At 34.7% G+C, this 16,131-nt stretch carries 18 protein-coding genes, 3 pseudogenes and 2 other annotated features; of the genes and pseudogenes, 6 read left to right on the forward strand and 15 right to left on the reverse strand.

Annotated features, from left to right (window positions below):
- Window positions 1–3: 3 nt before the first annotated feature.
- From SLH51_RS03850 to SLH51_RS03885, 9 genes and pseudogenes are all read right to left on the reverse strand, one after another.
- Window positions 4–1,046, reverse strand: a pseudogene (locus tag SLH51_RS03850) (transposase); the annotation flags it as partial.
- Window positions 1,047–1,438: 392 nt separating this feature from the next.
- Window positions 1,439–2,464, reverse strand: a complete 1,026-nt coding sequence (locus tag SLH51_RS03855; protein ID WP_335959252.1) for an anti sigma factor C-terminal domain-containing protein — start codon at window positions 2,462–2,464, stop codon at window positions 1,439–1,441.
- Between the two features lie 13 nt (window positions 2,465–2,477).
- Window positions 2,478–2,714, reverse strand: a complete 237-nt coding sequence (locus tag SLH51_RS24410) for a sigma factor-like helix-turn-helix DNA-binding protein (protein WP_390183822.1) — start codon at window positions 2,712–2,714, stop codon at window positions 2,478–2,480.
- 447 nt (window positions 2,715–3,161) lie between these two features.
- Window positions 3,162–3,406 (reverse strand) — a binding site (T-box leader).
- A 33-nt stretch (window positions 3,407–3,439) separates the two neighbouring features.
- Window positions 3,440–4,147, reverse strand: coding sequence for an SAM-dependent methyltransferase (locus tag SLH51_RS03860; RefSeq protein ID WP_335959254.1), 708 nt, complete (start codon window positions 4,145–4,147; stop codon window positions 3,440–3,442).
- Between the two features lie 141 nt (window positions 4,148–4,288).
- Window positions 4,289–4,537, reverse strand: a binding site (T-box leader).
- Between the two features lie 302 nt (window positions 4,538–4,839).
- Entirely contained in the window at window positions 4,840–5,022 is a 183-nt protein-coding gene (locus SLH51_RS03865) for a hypothetical protein (protein WP_335959255.1), read from the reverse strand.
- A 480-nt stretch (window positions 5,023–5,502) separates the two neighbouring features.
- The gene (locus SLH51_RS03870) at window positions 5,503–5,796 is read right to left on the reverse strand and encodes a zf-HC2 domain-containing protein (protein WP_335959256.1); all 294 of its coding nucleotides are present in this window, start codon (window positions 5,794–5,796) and stop codon (window positions 5,503–5,505) included.
- Window positions 5,786–6,310, reverse strand: coding sequence for a sigma-70 family RNA polymerase sigma factor (locus tag SLH51_RS03875; RefSeq protein WP_335959257.1), 525 nt, complete (start codon window positions 6,308–6,310; stop codon window positions 5,786–5,788). Before SLH51_RS03875 ends, SLH51_RS03870 begins: the two co-directional genes overlap by 11 nt.
- Window positions 6,311–6,574 (reverse strand): hypothetical protein, encoded by a 264-nt coding sequence (locus SLH51_RS03880; RefSeq protein ID WP_335959259.1) that lies wholly within the window; start codon window positions 6,572–6,574, stop codon window positions 6,311–6,313.
- Window positions 6,567–8,519: a hypothetical protein gene (locus SLH51_RS03885; RefSeq protein ID WP_335959261.1), complete on the reverse strand. Its 1,953-nt coding sequence runs from the start codon at window positions 8,517–8,519 to the stop codon at window positions 6,567–6,569. Before SLH51_RS03885 ends, SLH51_RS03880 begins: the two co-directional genes overlap by 8 nt.
- Window positions 8,520–8,866: 347 nt before the next feature.
- Here SLH51_RS03885 and SLH51_RS03890 point away from each other — a divergent pair, with 347 nt between their 5' ends.
- The 4 genes from SLH51_RS03890 (at window position 8,867) to SLH51_RS03900 (ending at window position 10,446) form a co-directional block, all read left to right on the forward strand.
- Entirely contained in the window at window positions 8,867–9,250 is a 384-nt protein-coding gene (locus SLH51_RS03890) for a LexA family protein (protein WP_335959262.1), read from the forward strand.
- A gap of 93 nt (window positions 9,251–9,343) precedes the next feature.
- Window positions 9,344–9,664, forward strand: a complete 321-nt coding sequence (locus SLH51_RS03895; RefSeq protein WP_335959263.1) for an Arm DNA-binding domain-containing protein — start codon at window positions 9,344–9,346, stop codon at window positions 9,662–9,664.
- Window positions 9,665–9,739: 75 nt separating this feature from the next.
- Entirely contained in the window at window positions 9,740–10,339 is a 600-nt protein-coding gene (locus SLH51_RS24415; protein ID WP_390183820.1) for a tyrosine-type recombinase/integrase, read from the forward strand.
- A complete protein-coding gene (locus SLH51_RS03900) occupies window positions 10,249–10,446 on the forward strand; it encodes a site-specific integrase (RefSeq protein ID WP_335959265.1) in 198 nt (65 codons plus the stop codon). The genes SLH51_RS24415 and SLH51_RS03900 overlap by 91 nt, the downstream gene beginning before the upstream one ends.
- A 463-nt stretch (window positions 10,447–10,909) precedes the next feature.
- On the opposite strand, the pseudogene SLH51_RS03905 reads toward SLH51_RS03900, so the two are convergent.
- The 6 genes and pseudogenes from SLH51_RS03905 to galE all read right to left on the reverse strand — a co-directional run bounded on the left by SLH51_RS03905 (window position 10,910) and on the right by galE (window position 13,968).
- Window positions 10,910–11,125: pseudogene (locus SLH51_RS03905) on the reverse strand (YdbC family protein).
- 11 nt (window positions 11,126–11,136) lie between these two features.
- A pseudogene (locus SLH51_RS03910) lies at window positions 11,137–11,336 on the reverse strand (type I restriction enzyme endonuclease domain-containing protein); the annotation flags it as partial.
- Window positions 11,330–11,470 carry a hypothetical protein gene (locus SLH51_RS03915; RefSeq protein ID WP_335959268.1) on the reverse strand — a complete coding sequence of 47 codons (141 nt, stop codon included), beginning with the start codon at window positions 11,468–11,470 and terminating at the stop codon, window positions 11,330–11,332. The gene SLH51_RS03915 and the pseudogene SLH51_RS03910, both read right to left, overlap by 7 nt.
- A gap of 245 nt (window positions 11,471–11,715) precedes the next feature.
- A complete protein-coding gene (locus SLH51_RS03920; RefSeq protein ID WP_335959269.1) occupies window positions 11,716–12,288 on the reverse strand; it encodes an AarF/UbiB family protein in 573 nt (190 codons plus the stop codon).
- A gap of 39 nt (window positions 12,289–12,327) precedes the next feature.
- Window positions 12,328–12,915, reverse strand: coding sequence for a serine/threonine protein kinase (locus SLH51_RS03925; RefSeq protein ID WP_335959270.1), 588 nt, complete (start codon window positions 12,913–12,915; stop codon window positions 12,328–12,330).
- Window positions 12,916–12,957: 42 nt separating this feature from the next.
- Window positions 12,958–13,968 carry a UDP-glucose 4-epimerase GalE gene (gene galE, locus SLH51_RS03930; protein WP_335959271.1) on the reverse strand — a complete coding sequence of 337 codons (1,011 nt, stop codon included), beginning with the start codon at window positions 13,966–13,968 and terminating at the stop codon, window positions 12,958–12,960.
- 279 nt (window positions 13,969–14,247) lie between these two features.
- Here galE and SLH51_RS03935 point away from each other — a divergent pair, with 279 nt between their 5' ends.
- Complete coding sequence (locus SLH51_RS03935; protein ID WP_335959272.1) at window positions 14,248–15,246, forward strand: phosphotransferase; 999 nt, start codon at window positions 14,248–14,250, stop codon at window positions 15,244–15,246.
- A 17-nt stretch (window positions 15,247–15,263) separates the two neighbouring features.
- Entirely contained in the window at window positions 15,264–15,989 is a 726-nt protein-coding gene (locus tag SLH51_RS03940) for a galactosyltransferase-related protein (protein WP_335959273.1), read from the forward strand.
- Window positions 15,990–16,131: the final 142 nt, after the last annotated feature.

The following is a 16,131-nucleotide window of genomic DNA, read 5'->3' on the forward strand; positions in this document are numbered from 1 at the left end:
AGACTCTTTCGGACGTGTGTATTTTAAGGTCTTGTACGTCGCATCGTAACTATCGTATCGATACGAATGTTCTCGGACACAAGTTGGGGCAAAGTGCCTATCAAATCCTTCTAGCTCTGATTCATTTTTCTTGTTGGAAGCAATAACGGATTGTGCTCCGATTCGGTAAATCTGTTGGTAAATAGCTGGATAATCATAACCAGCATCAGGTGTACTAAAAGAAATTTTCAGTTCAGAAAGACGCTCTTGCATTCCTTTTAATAAAGGGATTACAGCTTTTCCATCATTCAGGTTTCCAGAGGAAAAGAACGACTGAAAGATGTACTGACTTTTCGTTCCAACGGCGAAATGTCCTTTGTGGCCAAACCAAAAAACGTTCTTTCCTTCACTGTTTTTCTTGATGCCCCACTTAGGGTCAAGAGGAACAGCTGATCGTAACTCAACTAAAGATGCGTCAAGTTGAGCTTCAATTCTTTTCTCGAAAATAGGAAGAGCCACTTCTCGTCCCGCTTGTTCTTGAAGCCATTTTTCTTTCTCTTCCTTTGATTTGCGGCCGCGCTTTTTGGGTTCAGGTTTAGGCTTTTCTTCTTTCGATGGGGCCTGGTCATGAGCTTCGATGTGAGTCGCATCGGCAACTGTATCATCTATGATAAATCCTTCCGTCATCGCTTGAAGGATGCGCGTTTCTTGAACACTTTCAAGAACAGGTGATTCCGCTATTTTAGAAAGCATTCTCGAGTAAGAAGCTTGGGATGGAATCGCATCAGAAAGAAGGTACCCGCAATCCAAACGGAACATAAAATCATGTTTGAGGCGTTTAATTAGATCCTTTATCGTCGGAATGCGTTCGAGAATTCTAGCGACAAGTGAGTAGATCATAGCTGCGTAATTAAGCTGAACAGGCGCACCATACAAGGCTTTTTTAGATACAACAGCCAATATAGATCGACTTTAATTGTCGAAAATACTGCTTCAAAACGGTGGGTAGGTTCTAAATCGTATAAATCTTGCAGGTCAAATAGGCTTCCTTGTCGTATAATAGTCATAAGGGAGTCTTCCTCCAGTCTGAGAGTTGGTTTGGTCACTTACTCATTCGACTTTTGGGGAGGTACTCCTTTTTTCGTGTCTTGAAAACCTTGCGAGACTAAGGGTTCAAATTATGAAATTTACTCATTTATAAAACAATAGAATTAAATTTCATTAAAAGAGCATTAGCTTTTTTTAGCTAATGCTCTTAAATGAATCCTTTCAAATAATAATATAATTTTCACTTTTAAATAACAGGTATTACTAAAAAAGTTGAAAGGTTAGTTGTTGATCGCCATTACTCTCTTTCTTTAACTCCTCAAAGATTTCCTTTTATTCGTTTAATTAGATACTGAAGCTTAATCTGACTGATATCAAGCTTCTTGTACCTTGTACGCTTCCATATATATTATCAATAATGATCATCATGCCAATTCCAATCGGCTGCCTCACCTAATTGAAAGCTATGAAGTCCATCAACTTCTTGTAATTTTAATAATTCTTTCACTGGCCCCGTTACTACTGCACCATAAACCTGGAATCCTTCATTATTTAGATAATCGTATCTTTCTTGAAGGTGATTCGTCACTAACAACCTTTCAGCTAAGGACTTATTTTCTTCCAACATTCGTGCCATGTTATCAAGCATAGCCATTTTACTTTCTTCTACACTCATCTCATTTAATACGTGTGCTAAAGAGCCACTCCTAAAATTGTCTTCGGTTGTTCTAGCTCCAGATAGCCCCCATTGATGAGCTAACGCCATTGAGTTCCCACCACCAGACCAACCCCACTCTGTGAATTCTTGATATTCCCCCATATATATTGGCATCCAAATCACATCGACATCGTAGTCAGCGAGCAGCTGTAATATCTCTTCAGGTGAGTAATAATCATTTGTAGAAAAAGCAAAATCAGCTACACTTCCTTCATGAACCATCTCTAGTGTTTCAAAAACACCAGGAGATTTATTTCCGACTAATGGCCGCCCATTTTCAGGATGAAAAGGGAGGTAAAAATTAAATCCATATTCCCCAGACTTATAAGGATAACTTCGTTCAATTTCCAGTTGAGATCTTTCATTCATAATTGGTTTACTTAGGTTCAAATGTGATACAACATAATTATTTTTACCGATCCTTCTCTCTAAAGGAAACTCAATTTTCTGTGTCCAAAACGGAGTAATCTCCTGATGGTGACTTATTGCAATATCACTTGTAAATTCTGGATACGTCCAATCAATTGCTAACTTTTGATAAAACTCTGTTCGAGGACCAATCTTACTATAATCATAAGAAACCGTAAGAACAAATAAATAAATCCAATACAATAGCAATAAAGAAACAATCACACGAATAATTTTAAAAGACAATCGAAAGTTGAACCGACTTTTGTATTTTTTCACAATCTGTTGAGCCTTCTCCTCGTTCCACTCCACTTTAATCACCCCTTTAAAAGCTTTTTCCTAATCTTTCTGATAATTGTTTAAAACGTTTCCTATCCCTATATAGATTTACTTTCACCTGCTCAAGAGAAAGATCCATGGTTACCGTGAGTTCATCATATGTAAATTGTTGATGTTCTCTTAAATAAAGAATTGTTCGATACTGTTCAGGAAGCAATTTCAAAACATCCTTGATTTCTCCTACACGTTCTTTTATGGACCATTCTTCTTCAGAATCCCGTATAGACTTTCAAAGTCAATGGAATTATTAAAAGAATCGTAAAAAGGGATCCATTTCCACAGCTGCCGTTGACGCCTTATTTTACCACTTTTTTAGAATTAACCCGCTTCTTTTGTTCTATAAATAAAGAAAGTCCCTGTTCGAAATTGCTTTATTAATAGTAAAATTATTTTTTATCTTTAGTTTTTCAATTGACAATTTGATCGTATCATTAGAAATATTCCAGGTGCTCCTGTCCCGTCCCAGGTGAAAGAACCACTAAATCAAAAAAAGAAGATCCCTTTAATTTAAGATAGGTTCCATCGCTGTTGGGATTAGGCTCATCTAGATTCCGTGTAGTGTGAATACCTGAATTTGTTGCATTTTGTCACAAGCTGCTCGTTCTATGTTTAATAATATACTCATTTTTATCGTCCCTTTCTTAGATCAAAAAAAAGGTCCCATCCTAAAATAAAGGACGAGAAACCCGTGGTGCCACCTTCGTTCGTCTATCATCATAAACGCACTTTTTGTACAGTACTACAAACGTTCGATACAGTGTCTCTTTTCGGTGAGATACTCCGCCATAACCTACTTACATTTCAGCCTGGTTGCTCAGAAGCCCATTCAACAACAATCGTCCCACACTGATTTACACCAACCATCAGCTCTCTGGAGTGCTCCTACTGTTTACTCTTCCTCGTCATTGCAGTCATATTTAATTGTTGTCTTTTCTATGTGCTAACTTATTATTGATTTTTCGTTATTTTTAACATCGAATGAGCATTTGCCTGAAATTCATATGGAACTTTCATTTCTTCCACTGTGCAGCCCATATCCAAAAGCTCCTGTTTTAATCTATCTAAATGCTGATAGCGGTTCCCTGTTAAATCTACCAAAGGAAAAATACGTATTTCTTCTTTAGATACCCTTACTAACTCATGTAACGTTTTTTTATGAAAATCGTAATCTAATCGGTCGGCATACGTAAAAAGAAAATGAGCAGATAGTAATATATCAAACTCTTCATCTTGAAATGGCAAAGTAGGTAATGTAACAGGAACGTATCGTTCACTCGATTCCCTCATATTGTTTGCGCAAGCTTGTAAAGCACTTAAACGATGCTTTCTCAAGTTTTCAATATCTTTAAAATAGTCCCAAACAAACTTATGCTTAACATTTTTCATTTGTTCCATCGCATGCTCAATATCTTGGATCCCTTTCTTCTCCAGGTTGTCTATTGAATGATAATAGGCGATATCGCAAGCCGTTACATCCATACCGAGTTTATTCCCCATTGCCGTAAATGAACATGCTCCGGCTGGACAATCCAGAATTTTTTTCTCTTTTAATTCTTGAACTGTTAGAGAAAACATATCGAGATATTCTTCAAACGTTCTCCCTATGAAAATAATCCTTTCTAATTCTAACTTTGTTTCTTCCTCAACTCTGCTCATCTCAACTCACCTCTTAATATGGATTTAAATTTTCTTCCTCACAATCATTAAAAAATTTCTACAAATGATTGTTACTTAGCAACGTAGGGTAACTACCTTCCAAGTAAGAAAAAGAAAACAAAAAGGGTTACTCATACCTAAGAAAAGGACGAGTAACCCGTGGTGCCACCTTCATTCGTTTACAAATGTAAACGCACTTAATCCGTACAAAATCACTAGTTGTGTTTCTATACGAAGTCCCTTTTAACGGTAGGACACTCCGCTAAACCTACTACTAATTCAGTCTAGAAGCTCAGAAACCCATTCAACAATAATCCCACACTGATTTGCACCAACCATCAGCTCTCTGAAGTGTTCTTAATGTTTACTCTTCTTCTTCATCACTCTTTTATATGAATTTAATTCTAAAATATGGATAATAAAGGTCAAGAGAATATTGGTGAAAAATTCCAATTAAACAGATTATTTAATATCCGATTAAAGAATCGTATGCTGTTTTTTTCCGCATAACACAGTGTTGAACGATTTATTAGATTTCAATCATCGCCCAAGAACATGACTTGGATGAAAGACTTCATTCGAAGCATTTTGGGAAGACGTGTCGCAATTAGATTGACAGAATGGGCTGCATCAATGAAATCCAACCCGTCATTTTACTATTGTTATCCGTTAGTAGAAAATTCATTTATTTATTAAGAGTTACTTTTTTTATTTGCACGGCGTTCTATCCCATAATAAACAGCGGCAATTAAAAATAGAATATTTGAAATGAATAATACTAAACCATTCCACTCACCATTAAAAATAGTTATATTTATAAGGATAGTTGTATGTATTATAGCAATAACAATAAACAAAATTGAATAAGTTTTCATCAAAACACACCTCCAATACTATTACAAAAAAACTTCCCAGGCTACCACACTATCTTGCCTCAATAGTACAAGTAGCGACTGCACTTATTTAATAATTACTACCAGTTAGTAAAATGGCAATATCTTGATGTTTAAGGTTTTAGTATAAAAATCGCTGCAACGATTATTTCCAGATTAGAGAGATAGATCGAGTTAGTCATGCCAAAAAGCTTGTCGGATTCGCTGGAATAGATCCGCTTTAATTCCTTTGTTGATACATTATCTGGAGTGAGACGGATACTTACTCAATATTTCCTTTTTTATCAACATGATATGAATATACATAAAAGTGGTTCGTCTTCAAATGTAACTTTAAGATGATAAGGATTGTATCCAATAAGGGCAAGCCATTATTACAATAAAACCCCCAAAAGTAAAAAGCAATCCAGCTCTCCTTTGTTCCTTTTTCAAAAATAACTAGGAGCGATTCTACCACTCCTATTATTTTAAAAGTAAAATAAGCATTACAACAGCTATATATACACACAAAAACAATCCAGTACCTTTCAAAATAAGACGACCATAGTATTTTTTCCATAATTCAATACCGTCTTTGGATCCTGTAGCTACAGGTTGATCTATTACTTTTATATCAATTGGAGATTTCATCAGTTCATATAACTCGCCACAATCAGAACAACTTTCTAGATGTTCTTTCACCATTAGGCTTGTGTCTTTGGAGCAATCCCCTTCTACATAAAGTGGCAACAAATCTCTAATTAAGCTACACTTCATTTGTATCATCCTCAGTTCTACATAAGTGCTTTCGCAGCTCAAGCTTTGCCCGGTGTAAATTAGTTTTCACTTTTGAAAGCTTCCAACCTACTACTTCTGCAATTTCATCATACGATAACTCTTGATATTCTCGAAGTATTATCACTGTTTGATAATCTTCCTTTAACGAATCTATGGCCGACAACATTTGTGCTTGTTCTGCCTTTTGAGCTACCACTTCTTCTGGATTTTTGTATGTTTTTTGTTCTAGAAAAATAGTTTTTTCAATTGGATGCTTACTGATTTTCGTTTCACGCCGATACCAATTAATAAATGTATGATGGGCAATTGTGTACAACCACGTTTTTATACTTGATTTTCCTTTAAAAGAAGATAACCCGTTAAATGCTTTTAAAAATGTATCTTGGGTAAGATCTTGAGCTAACTCTTTTTGTCTCGTTCGTTGAAGCAAATACCTAAATATCTCTTCATAATAAAGAGAATATAAATCCTCTAACGTTCTCCAGTTACTCATTTACCATAAATACCAAACGGACATCCAAATCGCAAGAAAAAGGAAAATACTATATAGCGACATCGTCATAATACGAATCCCCCAAACTTTCTCACTATCCTCATGAAAGGCAGGATTTCTTCCATTTTCCTTTCCACAATTTTGACAATAAGTACATACAGCCTCGTGCTCCATCATCCATTGCTTCGTTTCATCCTCAACTTCTTCTTCTGTATATAATTCATACAAATCTTGAAATACTGCACATTCATCTTTTTTATTCATAGAGGGAGACCCACTCTTTCGTTTCAATGTCTACTAAGTAAAGACGATGCTCTGCTTTTTTATACGGCTGGATAACTAGTAACCAAGCTACTCTAATATCATCATTTTCATCAATAACATGAGTTAACCTTGCTCTTGAGGCATAAGGTGTAAAATCTATCGCATTTGCAACAACCTCATATGCTTCTTTTCTTGAGGCAACGGTCACCTTTGTCTTTGGTTGGTTATAATAGTCGAGGTTCTTCGAATAAGTGAAAAGAGGTTCACCTTTTGTATAGCCAAATTGATGAACATAGGCAAGCTTCATCTCCTCTTGGTCAATATCTCTTTCTCTCCACTCCCAAAAGTTAGAGAAACGATCTCGCTCCCAGTCTTCGATCTGAACTTTTTTATTAGCTAACACCTTGTTTTCTAACTCATGAAAATCTTTTTTTTCATAATTAACTAATTCACCGCCAAAGTACAAGATTTCACCCGTACGTCCATCTAGTTGGATATTCTGTTGATTTAATGTAGTAATATTGATATCAATTGTCCTGTTACTATATCCATACGTTACATTATCAATTACATATCTTGGCATCTCTTCCCCTAACATTTCGTACCATTGTTGTAGGATTAATTCAATGTCTTTAGACGTAATTGAAACATCTTTTAACGTTTCCACGGGATATAAGTTTAAGCGTTCGTGAAACTCCACTAGAGATTCTTTTTCCCACGTAAAAGAAGTGTTCATCCATACATCTAAGGCTGCCCCACTAGAATACTTCGGCACCATTTCAACTTGAACGCGACCTTCCTCTTTAGTAATGGTCGTGTCAATTTGATCATCATCTAGCAATGTTCTCCCTATTTCTTCTAACAATTGCTTGGAACGAGCAACATATTCATCAGCAGAAAGAGTCTCGCCTTCTGGTTCGGTTTGGCGATGAACATTCATGACAACTCCTGAAACCCCGTCAATATCAACAGAATAGTTCTTTGACATTAGCCAGTATCGATTGTGAAAATCTTGTGTTTCAGGCTGACGGAATGAAAATTGCTCATCATTTGTAATCTTTGTTGCTAAAGATTTTGCTTCCTCTAATTGAATTAAATTAGTTGTTTCAAAATAGCGTAATCTCAATTCTGCATCAGTAGAGGCAAGGGCTTGATCGGCGGCATTATACAGAGGATTACATAATACTAGGAATAAAATAGCCATTATAAGCTTAAACGGCTGTTTCAACTTCTCGAGTAATTGAAACTGATTTCTATTGATAAGATGATACGTCAGTAATAATCCTATGAAAATAATAAAATTTGACACTTCCATCATATCCACCATACCTGTATTACGTCTTAAAAGGTAAAACACTAGCGTGCATATTACTATAATAGAATAGAATGGAATAATGGTTTTCCAGCGAAACTCCCAATAGTTAAGAAAAAATAAATACAGACTTCCTACAATAATTGTAAGGATTGTGAGAAAACCAACCACATCTGCAACAATGACTTCACCTTTGATAGCAAAAAGAATAAAACTAGTTAGAAGCTGTAATGCCGGTAGTGTCATTACGGCAATATCGAAAGTATAAAAGATTCCTTTATTGTTATTTTGCTTTAGTGTAACAATGTAGTAAAAACCGACGACAATGATGTAACCGAAAAACAAAAAGTGTAGAAACTGTCGTAAAGACGGCTGCCTATCATAATAAACGGTCGTAATTTCCGTTATACTTACTTGATGAAGCATTTCAATTGAGAAACCGATAAGTAACACTAAACGTACAGCAAACCCAACATAGATTGATACTCTCGCCGCGTTCCATTTTTTTACAAATAATGAAACTAAGCCATAAACTGCTAAAACAGTTAATGTCCATTGAATAATGATTTTACTAAAATAACTTAATAAAAAAAAGTTTTCAATATGCAATACGAACCTGCTTATAATCTCCATTACTATACACCTTCTCTTATTTTCTATGAGCTCATACTGTATAGACAATTTAAAAGGGAAAAAGTTTCAAAAAATAAAAAACGATAAAATAAAACTGTCAAAGATCGCTTCTTACCAAGGAAAGCAACTCTAATATTATGAAAAAAGTCTCTTCCATTGCAAAGAAGGGATTTTAGTTATTCTATTAAATTAATTCCACTTTAATACTAAGCGGAGTCTTCAAGAATCCGTTAAAATCTCCTATGGATTTTTCCTTTCGTAACCCCTAAATTTCAATTTCTAATAACACCAATAAAAAAAAAGATGACTCAAAGTCGGAAATCAAAAAGATTCATGGGGTGATACGCGTGCCAGTCATTGGAAACCTTACAATCGATGATCCAATCGATGCAAATGAAAACATTATTGAATACACCTATATTCCCGATGACGGCAAATATCGAGAAGGTGAAGTGTTCATTCTAGAAGTCCATGGAGATTCTATAGAAGGAAGAAGTCGAATTTGCAAAGGCGACCGCGTACTCGTTCAACGCCAAAATGATGTGGAGTCCGGAGAAATTGCTGTTGTAGTTATTAATGGAGAGGATGCAAACCTAAGATGCGTCAAAAAAACAGAAACTGGAGATGTGTACCTCTATCCTGATAACGCTAAGTATGAACCTCTTTTGATTAAGGATGGAAATGCTAAAATTTACGGAAAGGTTGTACAGGTTATTTTTGAACCACTATAAATAACCTTCCCTTTCTGTATTTGAAAGGAGGTGAGAAAAATAGCGACTTTCAAAAAATACCCAGTAAAAAGCAATTCTAAGGGATACAAGTGGATGTATCAAGTTGATTTAGGGACCGATCCAGCAACAGGTAAGAGAATACAAAAGTTAAAAAGAGGACTTTCTACGAAAAAGGTAGCGGAAGCAGATTGTGCAAAGTTGATAAATCAATATAGTCGTGGTGCAATTGCTCCACCAAAAAAACTTTTATTACACGAGTTAATTGATAAGTGGATCTTAAGTAAAAAGAAAATACGTGATGTAACATTAGCAAAATACCAACGACTTCTAAAAAATCACATAGTGCCAGCTCTCGGCTATATTCAAGTTTCAAAGTTAACCGACGAACATTTAAACATTTTTTACAAACAATAAAAAACAGAAAAAGGTCTCTCTAGTACAACCATAAACGAAGTTCACAAACTTTGTAAACAAATCCTTTCTTATGCAGTGAAAAAGAAATTTATCGTTGAGAATGTTGCCGCCATCGTAGAAGCACCTAGACTAAACAAAAAACAAATTCAGATATGGACTTACGATGAATGTAGAAGATTCCTTAATCATGTAAAAGAGCACCTGGAATATGTAGCTTACCTGCTTGCTTTAATAACCGGAATGCGTCAAAGCGACATTCTAGCATTAACCTGGCAACATGTTTACTTTGAAAGAAACACAATTTCAGTTAACCAAACACTTGAGCGTGGAACAAGGGCACTCGATCCTAAAGTTAAATCAAAGAACAGTCAGCGTAGTATTCGAGTTGACCACGAAACAATGTTAGAGCTTCAAAAACAAAAACGTCGGATCATGAAGGAAAAAATGTATTTAGGAGAAGAGTACAACGATTTCGACTTAGTGATCCCAACTACAAAAGGAACACCTATTAATCAAAGAAACATCCTTCGAACATTTTATCGATATATGAAAAAAGCTGGAGTTAGACAAATTGATTTCATGATATGCGCCATACACATGCATCTATGTTGCTTCAAAATGAAGCAAACCCGAAAGCTGTTTCTGAGAGACTTGAACATACTGTCCGAACACTAATGGAAACCTACGCTCACATCATGCCAAATGTTCAAGAAGAAATTGCAATAGACTTTGGCTCTACTTTCTATCAGAAAAAACCACACAAAAAACGAAACGCAAAATAATGTGATCAAACCCCTCTTCTTTCATTTTCCAACAACAAAAAACACACCTCTCGAAACCTGAGAAGGCGCGTCCTTACTGACTTTCTTATGAATGACCCGTACTGGGTTCGAACCAGTGACCTCCACCCTGTCAAGGTAGATAGATTGATAGGATTATAACAGTTTGAGTCGGAAAACGTTGATTTAATAGGCTCTAGTTTTTGTTAAGTAGGATCTAATCAGATGAAATTGGTGGCAGTATGTCTAAGTTTGCCACCAATCTGCCACCAACTCGCCACCATTTTACCACCAGCTGAATCTCTATTGTTATTAGGGTTTTACAGCTCCTAATTTGCTCCTCATTCTATTCCATGATCAAGTTTTGCGAGTTTTTTGGAATTATCATCTTCTATTTAGTTAGTAACGTTGTTAAAGAAAAAACTGGAAGGTTATACTCCCCTCAGTTATACGTCATCAATAAATTTTATAAACTTGCAAGTATTTCATTTAATTTTTCCAGCTCTTCTTTCGACAAAGTAACCCCTTTACCCATTTCCTCGTGATTAGGTACCCAGTCGCGAATATCATACTTCGGTTCACGGCCATTCCAGCTGATTAGATTAAGTTCCTATCTCCAGCCTTTTGGTAATTCGGATAAGACTGCGATGTGTTCTGTGATTTCATATTTTAGCTCTGCCATTAATACCTCCGCTAATTATTTAATGATTTTTGCATTATATTCTCCATTAATTCAGCCTGCCTCATGACTACATCAAGAGCATTCTTTACTTGTTTTGGTGGGTAGTCATATTTTTTCAATAAGCGTTTAATGATTCTTCTCATTCCCGCTTATGCACTTTTTGCACATGCCAGTCGATAGATACATTCCGTTTTATTGCTGCTGTTAGCTCATAGCTTCAGAGATAATGTGGTCCCTAAGAAGCCTTAACATCTTAATATTTTCTGTTTTCCCAATAATAACTTGTCCTGACTGATCACCAATTCCTTTTGGATAGTAACTTAAGACCGCTTCTATTACTGCCATAATATTCACCTCCGTAAAAATAAAGAAACCGCTCATAATTGAACGGTTTCCTTTCACTATATATAGGGGGATATTATCAGTCTACTAGACATTCCCTTTGCAGTTTTCTTTTTAATTTTCTTTGTACCGCTTGATAGTATGTCCATTTATCATCCATTTTTTTTCATACATTCAGCAGGGGTATAGCCTTCTACTATTTAGTCTACCATCAAAAGAGAAATATCTAGTTGTTGGGAGAGTTTCAACTAACTTGCTTTAAAAAATTCCAGGTAACTATTAGGATCGTGAGTCTTTACATAGTTTTTAAATTCTTTATATAACCCTAGTTTTTTCAAATCATTGAAAAGAAGAGTTGGCCTTTGTTCATAGCTTTTATAAACTCCAGCATGATCGATTACTTTTAATCTTTTATCATTTGTAACAATGAAATGCCTCAAGTGTACATTAATCCTTGGGAACTTTAATTTTTTAAGTTCCTTTAGACAAAAGAGAATTTGTTCTGAGATTTCGTTTGATAGGTATCCTTTTTTACATAGATAGTCATAAAGATTTGATCCTTTAACATATTCCATAACAATATAGTTTTTTCCGACTTCATAAAGTTTTGGAATTATAGGGGAGTTTACACCCTTTAGAAGAGCCTTTTTTTCTGTTTTTACCCTTTCTAATTTAACATAGATTTTTACGCATTTTTCAGAGGATAGTTTAAATACTGCTCCTGTATAGCCTCTCCCAAGAAACTTATATGGGGTAGGATTTTTATACTCAACACCATCTTTTCCGGGATAAACTTTAATTTTCAAAAAATCATATTTCATATTTTCTCACCTCGTATGTTAGCTTTATTGGATCGCTTACTATAAAGCTCCTTGTTTTTTCCATTCATCATAAATTGTTTTATCTATTTTTTTTACTTTTTGAATAAATGTAGCTAAAAACCCCATTTTTTCTAATCCCTTTAATAAGTTTTTAGGGTATGGGGTTACCTTTTGCCGTGAGTTAACGTGATCGATAACCTTCACTTTTTTTTCTTCTTCAAGAATTAAAACATGGCGTAGTTTAACATCTATTCTTGTAAAATGGAATTTTTTCATCTCTGTCAACAAGTGAAGCAATTTGTATATAATCCATTCAGGAAGTTCTCTCGTATTTTTTAGGTAGTTGTCCAAAGGAGTTCCATGAATATTCTCCATTACAATGTATTTATTACCTGTTTCATATATCTTAGGGAAAAATTCTGATTTTTGAACATCTTTTAATATATCCTCCTCTAAATTCCTACTGTAAGAATGAGGATATATTTTCACACATTTTGTTTTTGATAATTCAAACACTGCTCCTTGGAAACCTAGACCTAATAATTTATAGTTATTTGGGTTGGCCATAACAGTAACCTTAGTATCCTCATTATCATGACTGACCACAATTGATTCATACTGACCCATATTATGCTTCCTCCTAACATTATTTATTGATACGGTTGAAATTTAGTGGTAGCCGTTTGGGTTATTCTCTTGCCATTTCCAAGCATCTTGACACATTTGTTCTAGTCCTTTTTTGGCTTCCCATCCTAATTCATTTTTAGCCTTTGTTGCATCAGCATAGCAAATTGCAACATCACCTGGCCTTCTATTTAAAATTTCATATGGTATTTTTACTTTTGATACTCTTTCTAAAGCTTCTTTTACTTGGATAACACTATATCCGTTTCCTGTTCCAAGGTTATATACTGCGATACCCGTTGAAGATAAAGTTTTCTGTAATGCTTTTACATGTCCGAGAGCAAGGTCAACTACATGGATATAATCCCTCACACCTGTTCCATCAATAGTTGGGTAATTGTTACCGAATACTTGTAGCTTAGGTAGTTTTCCAATTGCTACTTGAGTAAGAAACGGCATTAAATTATTAGGAGTCCCTTTCGGGTCTTCACCAATTTTTCCACTACGGTGGGCGCCAATCGGATTAAAGTATCTTAATATAGAAATGCCCCATTTATTATCCGAAACGTATAAATCATATAATAAGTTTTCGATTACTAGTTTTGTTTGGCCATAAGGATTTGTAGGAATTAGTGGAAAGTCCTCCTTTATTGGGACTTTATGAGGTGTACCATAAACTGTAGCAGAAGAGCTAAAAACCATTTTATTAACTTTATACTTTTGCATCAATTCACATAAATTTATAGTTGTATTTATATTGCTATCATAGTAATGAATAGGATTTAGAACAGATTCTCCTACCGCTTTTAAACCTGCAAAGTGGACAACTGCTTCAATGTTATTTTCTGAAAATACTTGTTCAAGCTCTATTTTGTTTAATAGATCGATTTGATAAAAACGAAAGTCTTTTCCTGTAATTTCTTTTACTCGTTTTACGACTTCGAGTTTGCTATTAAGCAAACTGTCAACAATAATAACTTCATAGCCACAATTTAGAAGTTCAACACAAGTATGACTACCTATATAACCGACACCACCTGTTACTAGTATTGACATATTATTCACTCCAATAAATTTATTGTGAGATACAATGGTTTAAGCGACTGCTTTATACGCCTATTTTCTATTGATTTGGAACATAACGGGAACAAAAAAATAAAATATTAGTAAAATCTAAGAATGGGCCAGTAAACCTTCTCTTAATATATTTAATTGCATTTTATGCATTGGTACCCTAAGTCGTACTTGTTTAGAGACAGAATGGATGAATATCTCAATCCATTTAGCGACATGCTCTCTTATTAAGGGTATAAAGAAATAAAGGAGGAGTGTATTATGACTAGCATCGAAGGTGGTAACATTCCTAATGACATTCAAAATTGTGAGCTTTCTGATTCAGAGATAGAGAAGTTATGTGCTCTATTTGGGTTAGGAACATTAAAAAAAGTGGTCGGTACTCCGGGTAAAGGAAGAGTTAATAAAACGATCTTAATAAAAGCTTCGACAGGTAACTATGTTGTTAGACTTCTAGGGCATTCAACATATGGGTCAAGAATTAACATTGTTGAAGAAATGTTAGTAAAGTTTAAAGAAGTAAATGTACCTGTTGTAAATGCTCAAAAAAATAAATCAGGGCAATACTATGACCAAATGAAAGGTTATTATGTTCAGATTTATCCATATATAGAAGGAGAAACCTTTAGTTTTAAAAGAAACCAGATCATTTCTTGTGGAAAGATGCTAAGAAAGTTTCATGAGGCGATTAAAGTAGATGACATTACAGTACCTCCACCAAGACTCTTTATTTATCCTCAAAACAAAAACCTTGAGGAAAACTATAAAGAATTTCTTAAAACTAAAAAGATTAAATCAAATTCAACCCTAGAAAAGATTAAAACCCTATATACTTCCGTTATGAAAAAATGGTCTAAGACGAACATAAAACAATTACCTGAAGCAATTATTCACGACGATTGGCATCCTTGGAATTTAATTTTTAACCAAAATGGATCTGTGGCGGCTATTTTAGATTTTGATTACCTTCAGAGAGGGCAACGAATCTTTGACTTAGCTTATGCTATACACAGTATTTATACAACTTCTAGTAATTCAAAGGATGTTGCAACTCTCTTATTTCAATCCTATGGAGAATTAACCTCTACAGAAAAGACGATATTTCCATTAGCTGTAGCAAATGTATGTCTATTTCAAATCTTCTATTTTGCGAAAGAAGGCTCTTTGGAAACTTTCAAAAAGGTATTAGCAGAAAATGAAGCATTTATCAACTATTTATTAAGTGATGAAGGCAAAATGTTTTGCCAATACCCTTTATAAATTTGGAGGTGAATCAAGTGGAAAGTGTTTCCGTATTATTTCCGTATAAACCGGATTATGGACATAGAGATCGATTATTTAAATGGGTTCTGAAGTATTACAAAGAAGTATTTCCTGAAGTGGAGATATGTATAGGTGAATGTAAGAACGATATTTTTTCTAGGGCAGAAGCTGTTAATAATGCTGCCCATAAAGCGACTAAAGAGATATTTGTAATAGCAGATTGTGATATTTTCTATGATCGCAACGTTCTTAAAAAGTCTATTCAGCAATTAGATAATTTTGCATGGGTTGTCCCATATGAACGAATTCATTACCTATCTAAAGATTGTACAGAGCAAATTATTCAACAAAAACCAGAGTGGCCCACGGTTCCCCTTAAAGGTGATATAGTAAAAGCTACAGAAGGACAATATATAAGTGGATATGTTTATATAGGTGGTGTAAATATCGTACCAAGAAAATACTTTTCATACATTGGTGGATTTGATGAGAGATTTCGTGGTTGGGGCGGGGAAGATGATGCCTTTAATGCAGCGATGAATACATTATGCGGTCATTATGGGAGGCTTGATCTTGATATTTATCACTTATGGCACCCTCCTGCACCAGGTAGCCATGAATCTAATAACTCACATTCTAACTTTAAGGAAAATACAAAGTTAAAAAAACGCTATACATCCGCAAGTGGAAATAAGGATGCTATGATACAAATTGTTAGCGAAAATTTTTTAAATAATTGATCAAAAATTATAAGATAAATAAACGAGCACATGAAACCTTAATCTTTTTTTTTTAGTACATTTTTCACTAGTGTTGCATTAAATTAGACTAACTATTAAAAATACTCAAAATGTTCAATAAAGTTATTTTGTGCAAAGAAAA

Origin of the sequence: Halalkalibacter kiskunsagensis (genome assembly GCF_037027555.1) — a bacterium.
Classification (GTDB): domain Bacteria; phylum Bacillota; class Bacilli; order Bacillales; family Bacillaceae_D; genus Halalkalibacter; species Halalkalibacter kiskunsagensis.

What these genes read in the sequence shown, in the direction of transcription:
- SLH51_RS03895 (WP_335959263.1), top strand. Translation starts at nt 9,344, where the DNA reads ATGTATCAAGTTGATTTAGGGACCGATCCAGCAACAGGTAAGAGAATA.
- SLH51_RS03870 (WP_335959256.1), bottom strand. Translation starts at nt 5,796, where the DNA reads ATGAAGTGTAGCTTAATTAGAGATTTGTTGCCACTTTATGTAGAAGGG.
- SLH51_RS03935 (WP_335959272.1), top strand. Translation starts at nt 14,248, where the DNA reads ATGACTAGCATCGAAGGTGGTAACATTCCTAATGACATTCAAAATTGT.
- SLH51_RS03915 (WP_335959268.1), bottom strand. Translation starts at nt 11,470, where the DNA reads ATGGCAGTAATAGAAGCGGTCTTAAGTTACTATCCAAAAGGAATTGGT.
- SLH51_RS03920 (WP_335959269.1), bottom strand. Translation starts at nt 12,288, where the DNA reads ATGAAATATGATTTTTTGAAAATTAAAGTTTATCCCGGAAAAGATGGT.
- SLH51_RS03880 (WP_335959259.1), bottom strand. Translation starts at nt 6,574, where the DNA reads ATGAATAAAAAAGATGAATGTGCAGTATTTCAAGATTTGTATGAATTA.
- SLH51_RS03875 (WP_335959257.1), bottom strand. Translation starts at nt 6,310, where the DNA reads ATGAGTAACTGGAGAACGTTAGAGGATTTATATTCTCTTTATTATGAA.
- SLH51_RS03885 (WP_335959261.1), bottom strand. Translation starts at nt 8,519, where the DNA reads ATGGAGATTATAAGCAGGTTCGTATTGCATATTGAAAACTTTTTTTTA.
- SLH51_RS03865 (WP_335959255.1), bottom strand. Translation starts at nt 5,022, where the DNA reads ATGAAAACTTATTCAATTTTGTTTATTGTTATTGCTATAATACATACA.
- SLH51_RS03860 (WP_335959254.1), bottom strand. Translation starts at nt 4,147, where the DNA reads ATGAGCAGAGTTGAGGAAGAAACAAAGTTAGAATTAGAAAGGATTATT.
- galE (WP_335959271.1), bottom strand. Translation starts at nt 13,968, where the DNA reads ATGTCAATACTAGTAACAGGTGGTGTCGGTTATATAGGTAGTCATACT.
- SLH51_RS03900 (WP_335959265.1), top strand. Translation starts at nt 10,249, where the DNA reads ATGCGCCATACACATGCATCTATGTTGCTTCAAAATGAAGCAAACCCG.
- SLH51_RS03925 (WP_335959270.1), bottom strand. Translation starts at nt 12,915, where the DNA reads ATGGGTCAGTATGAATCAATTGTGGTCAGTCATGATAATGAGGATACT.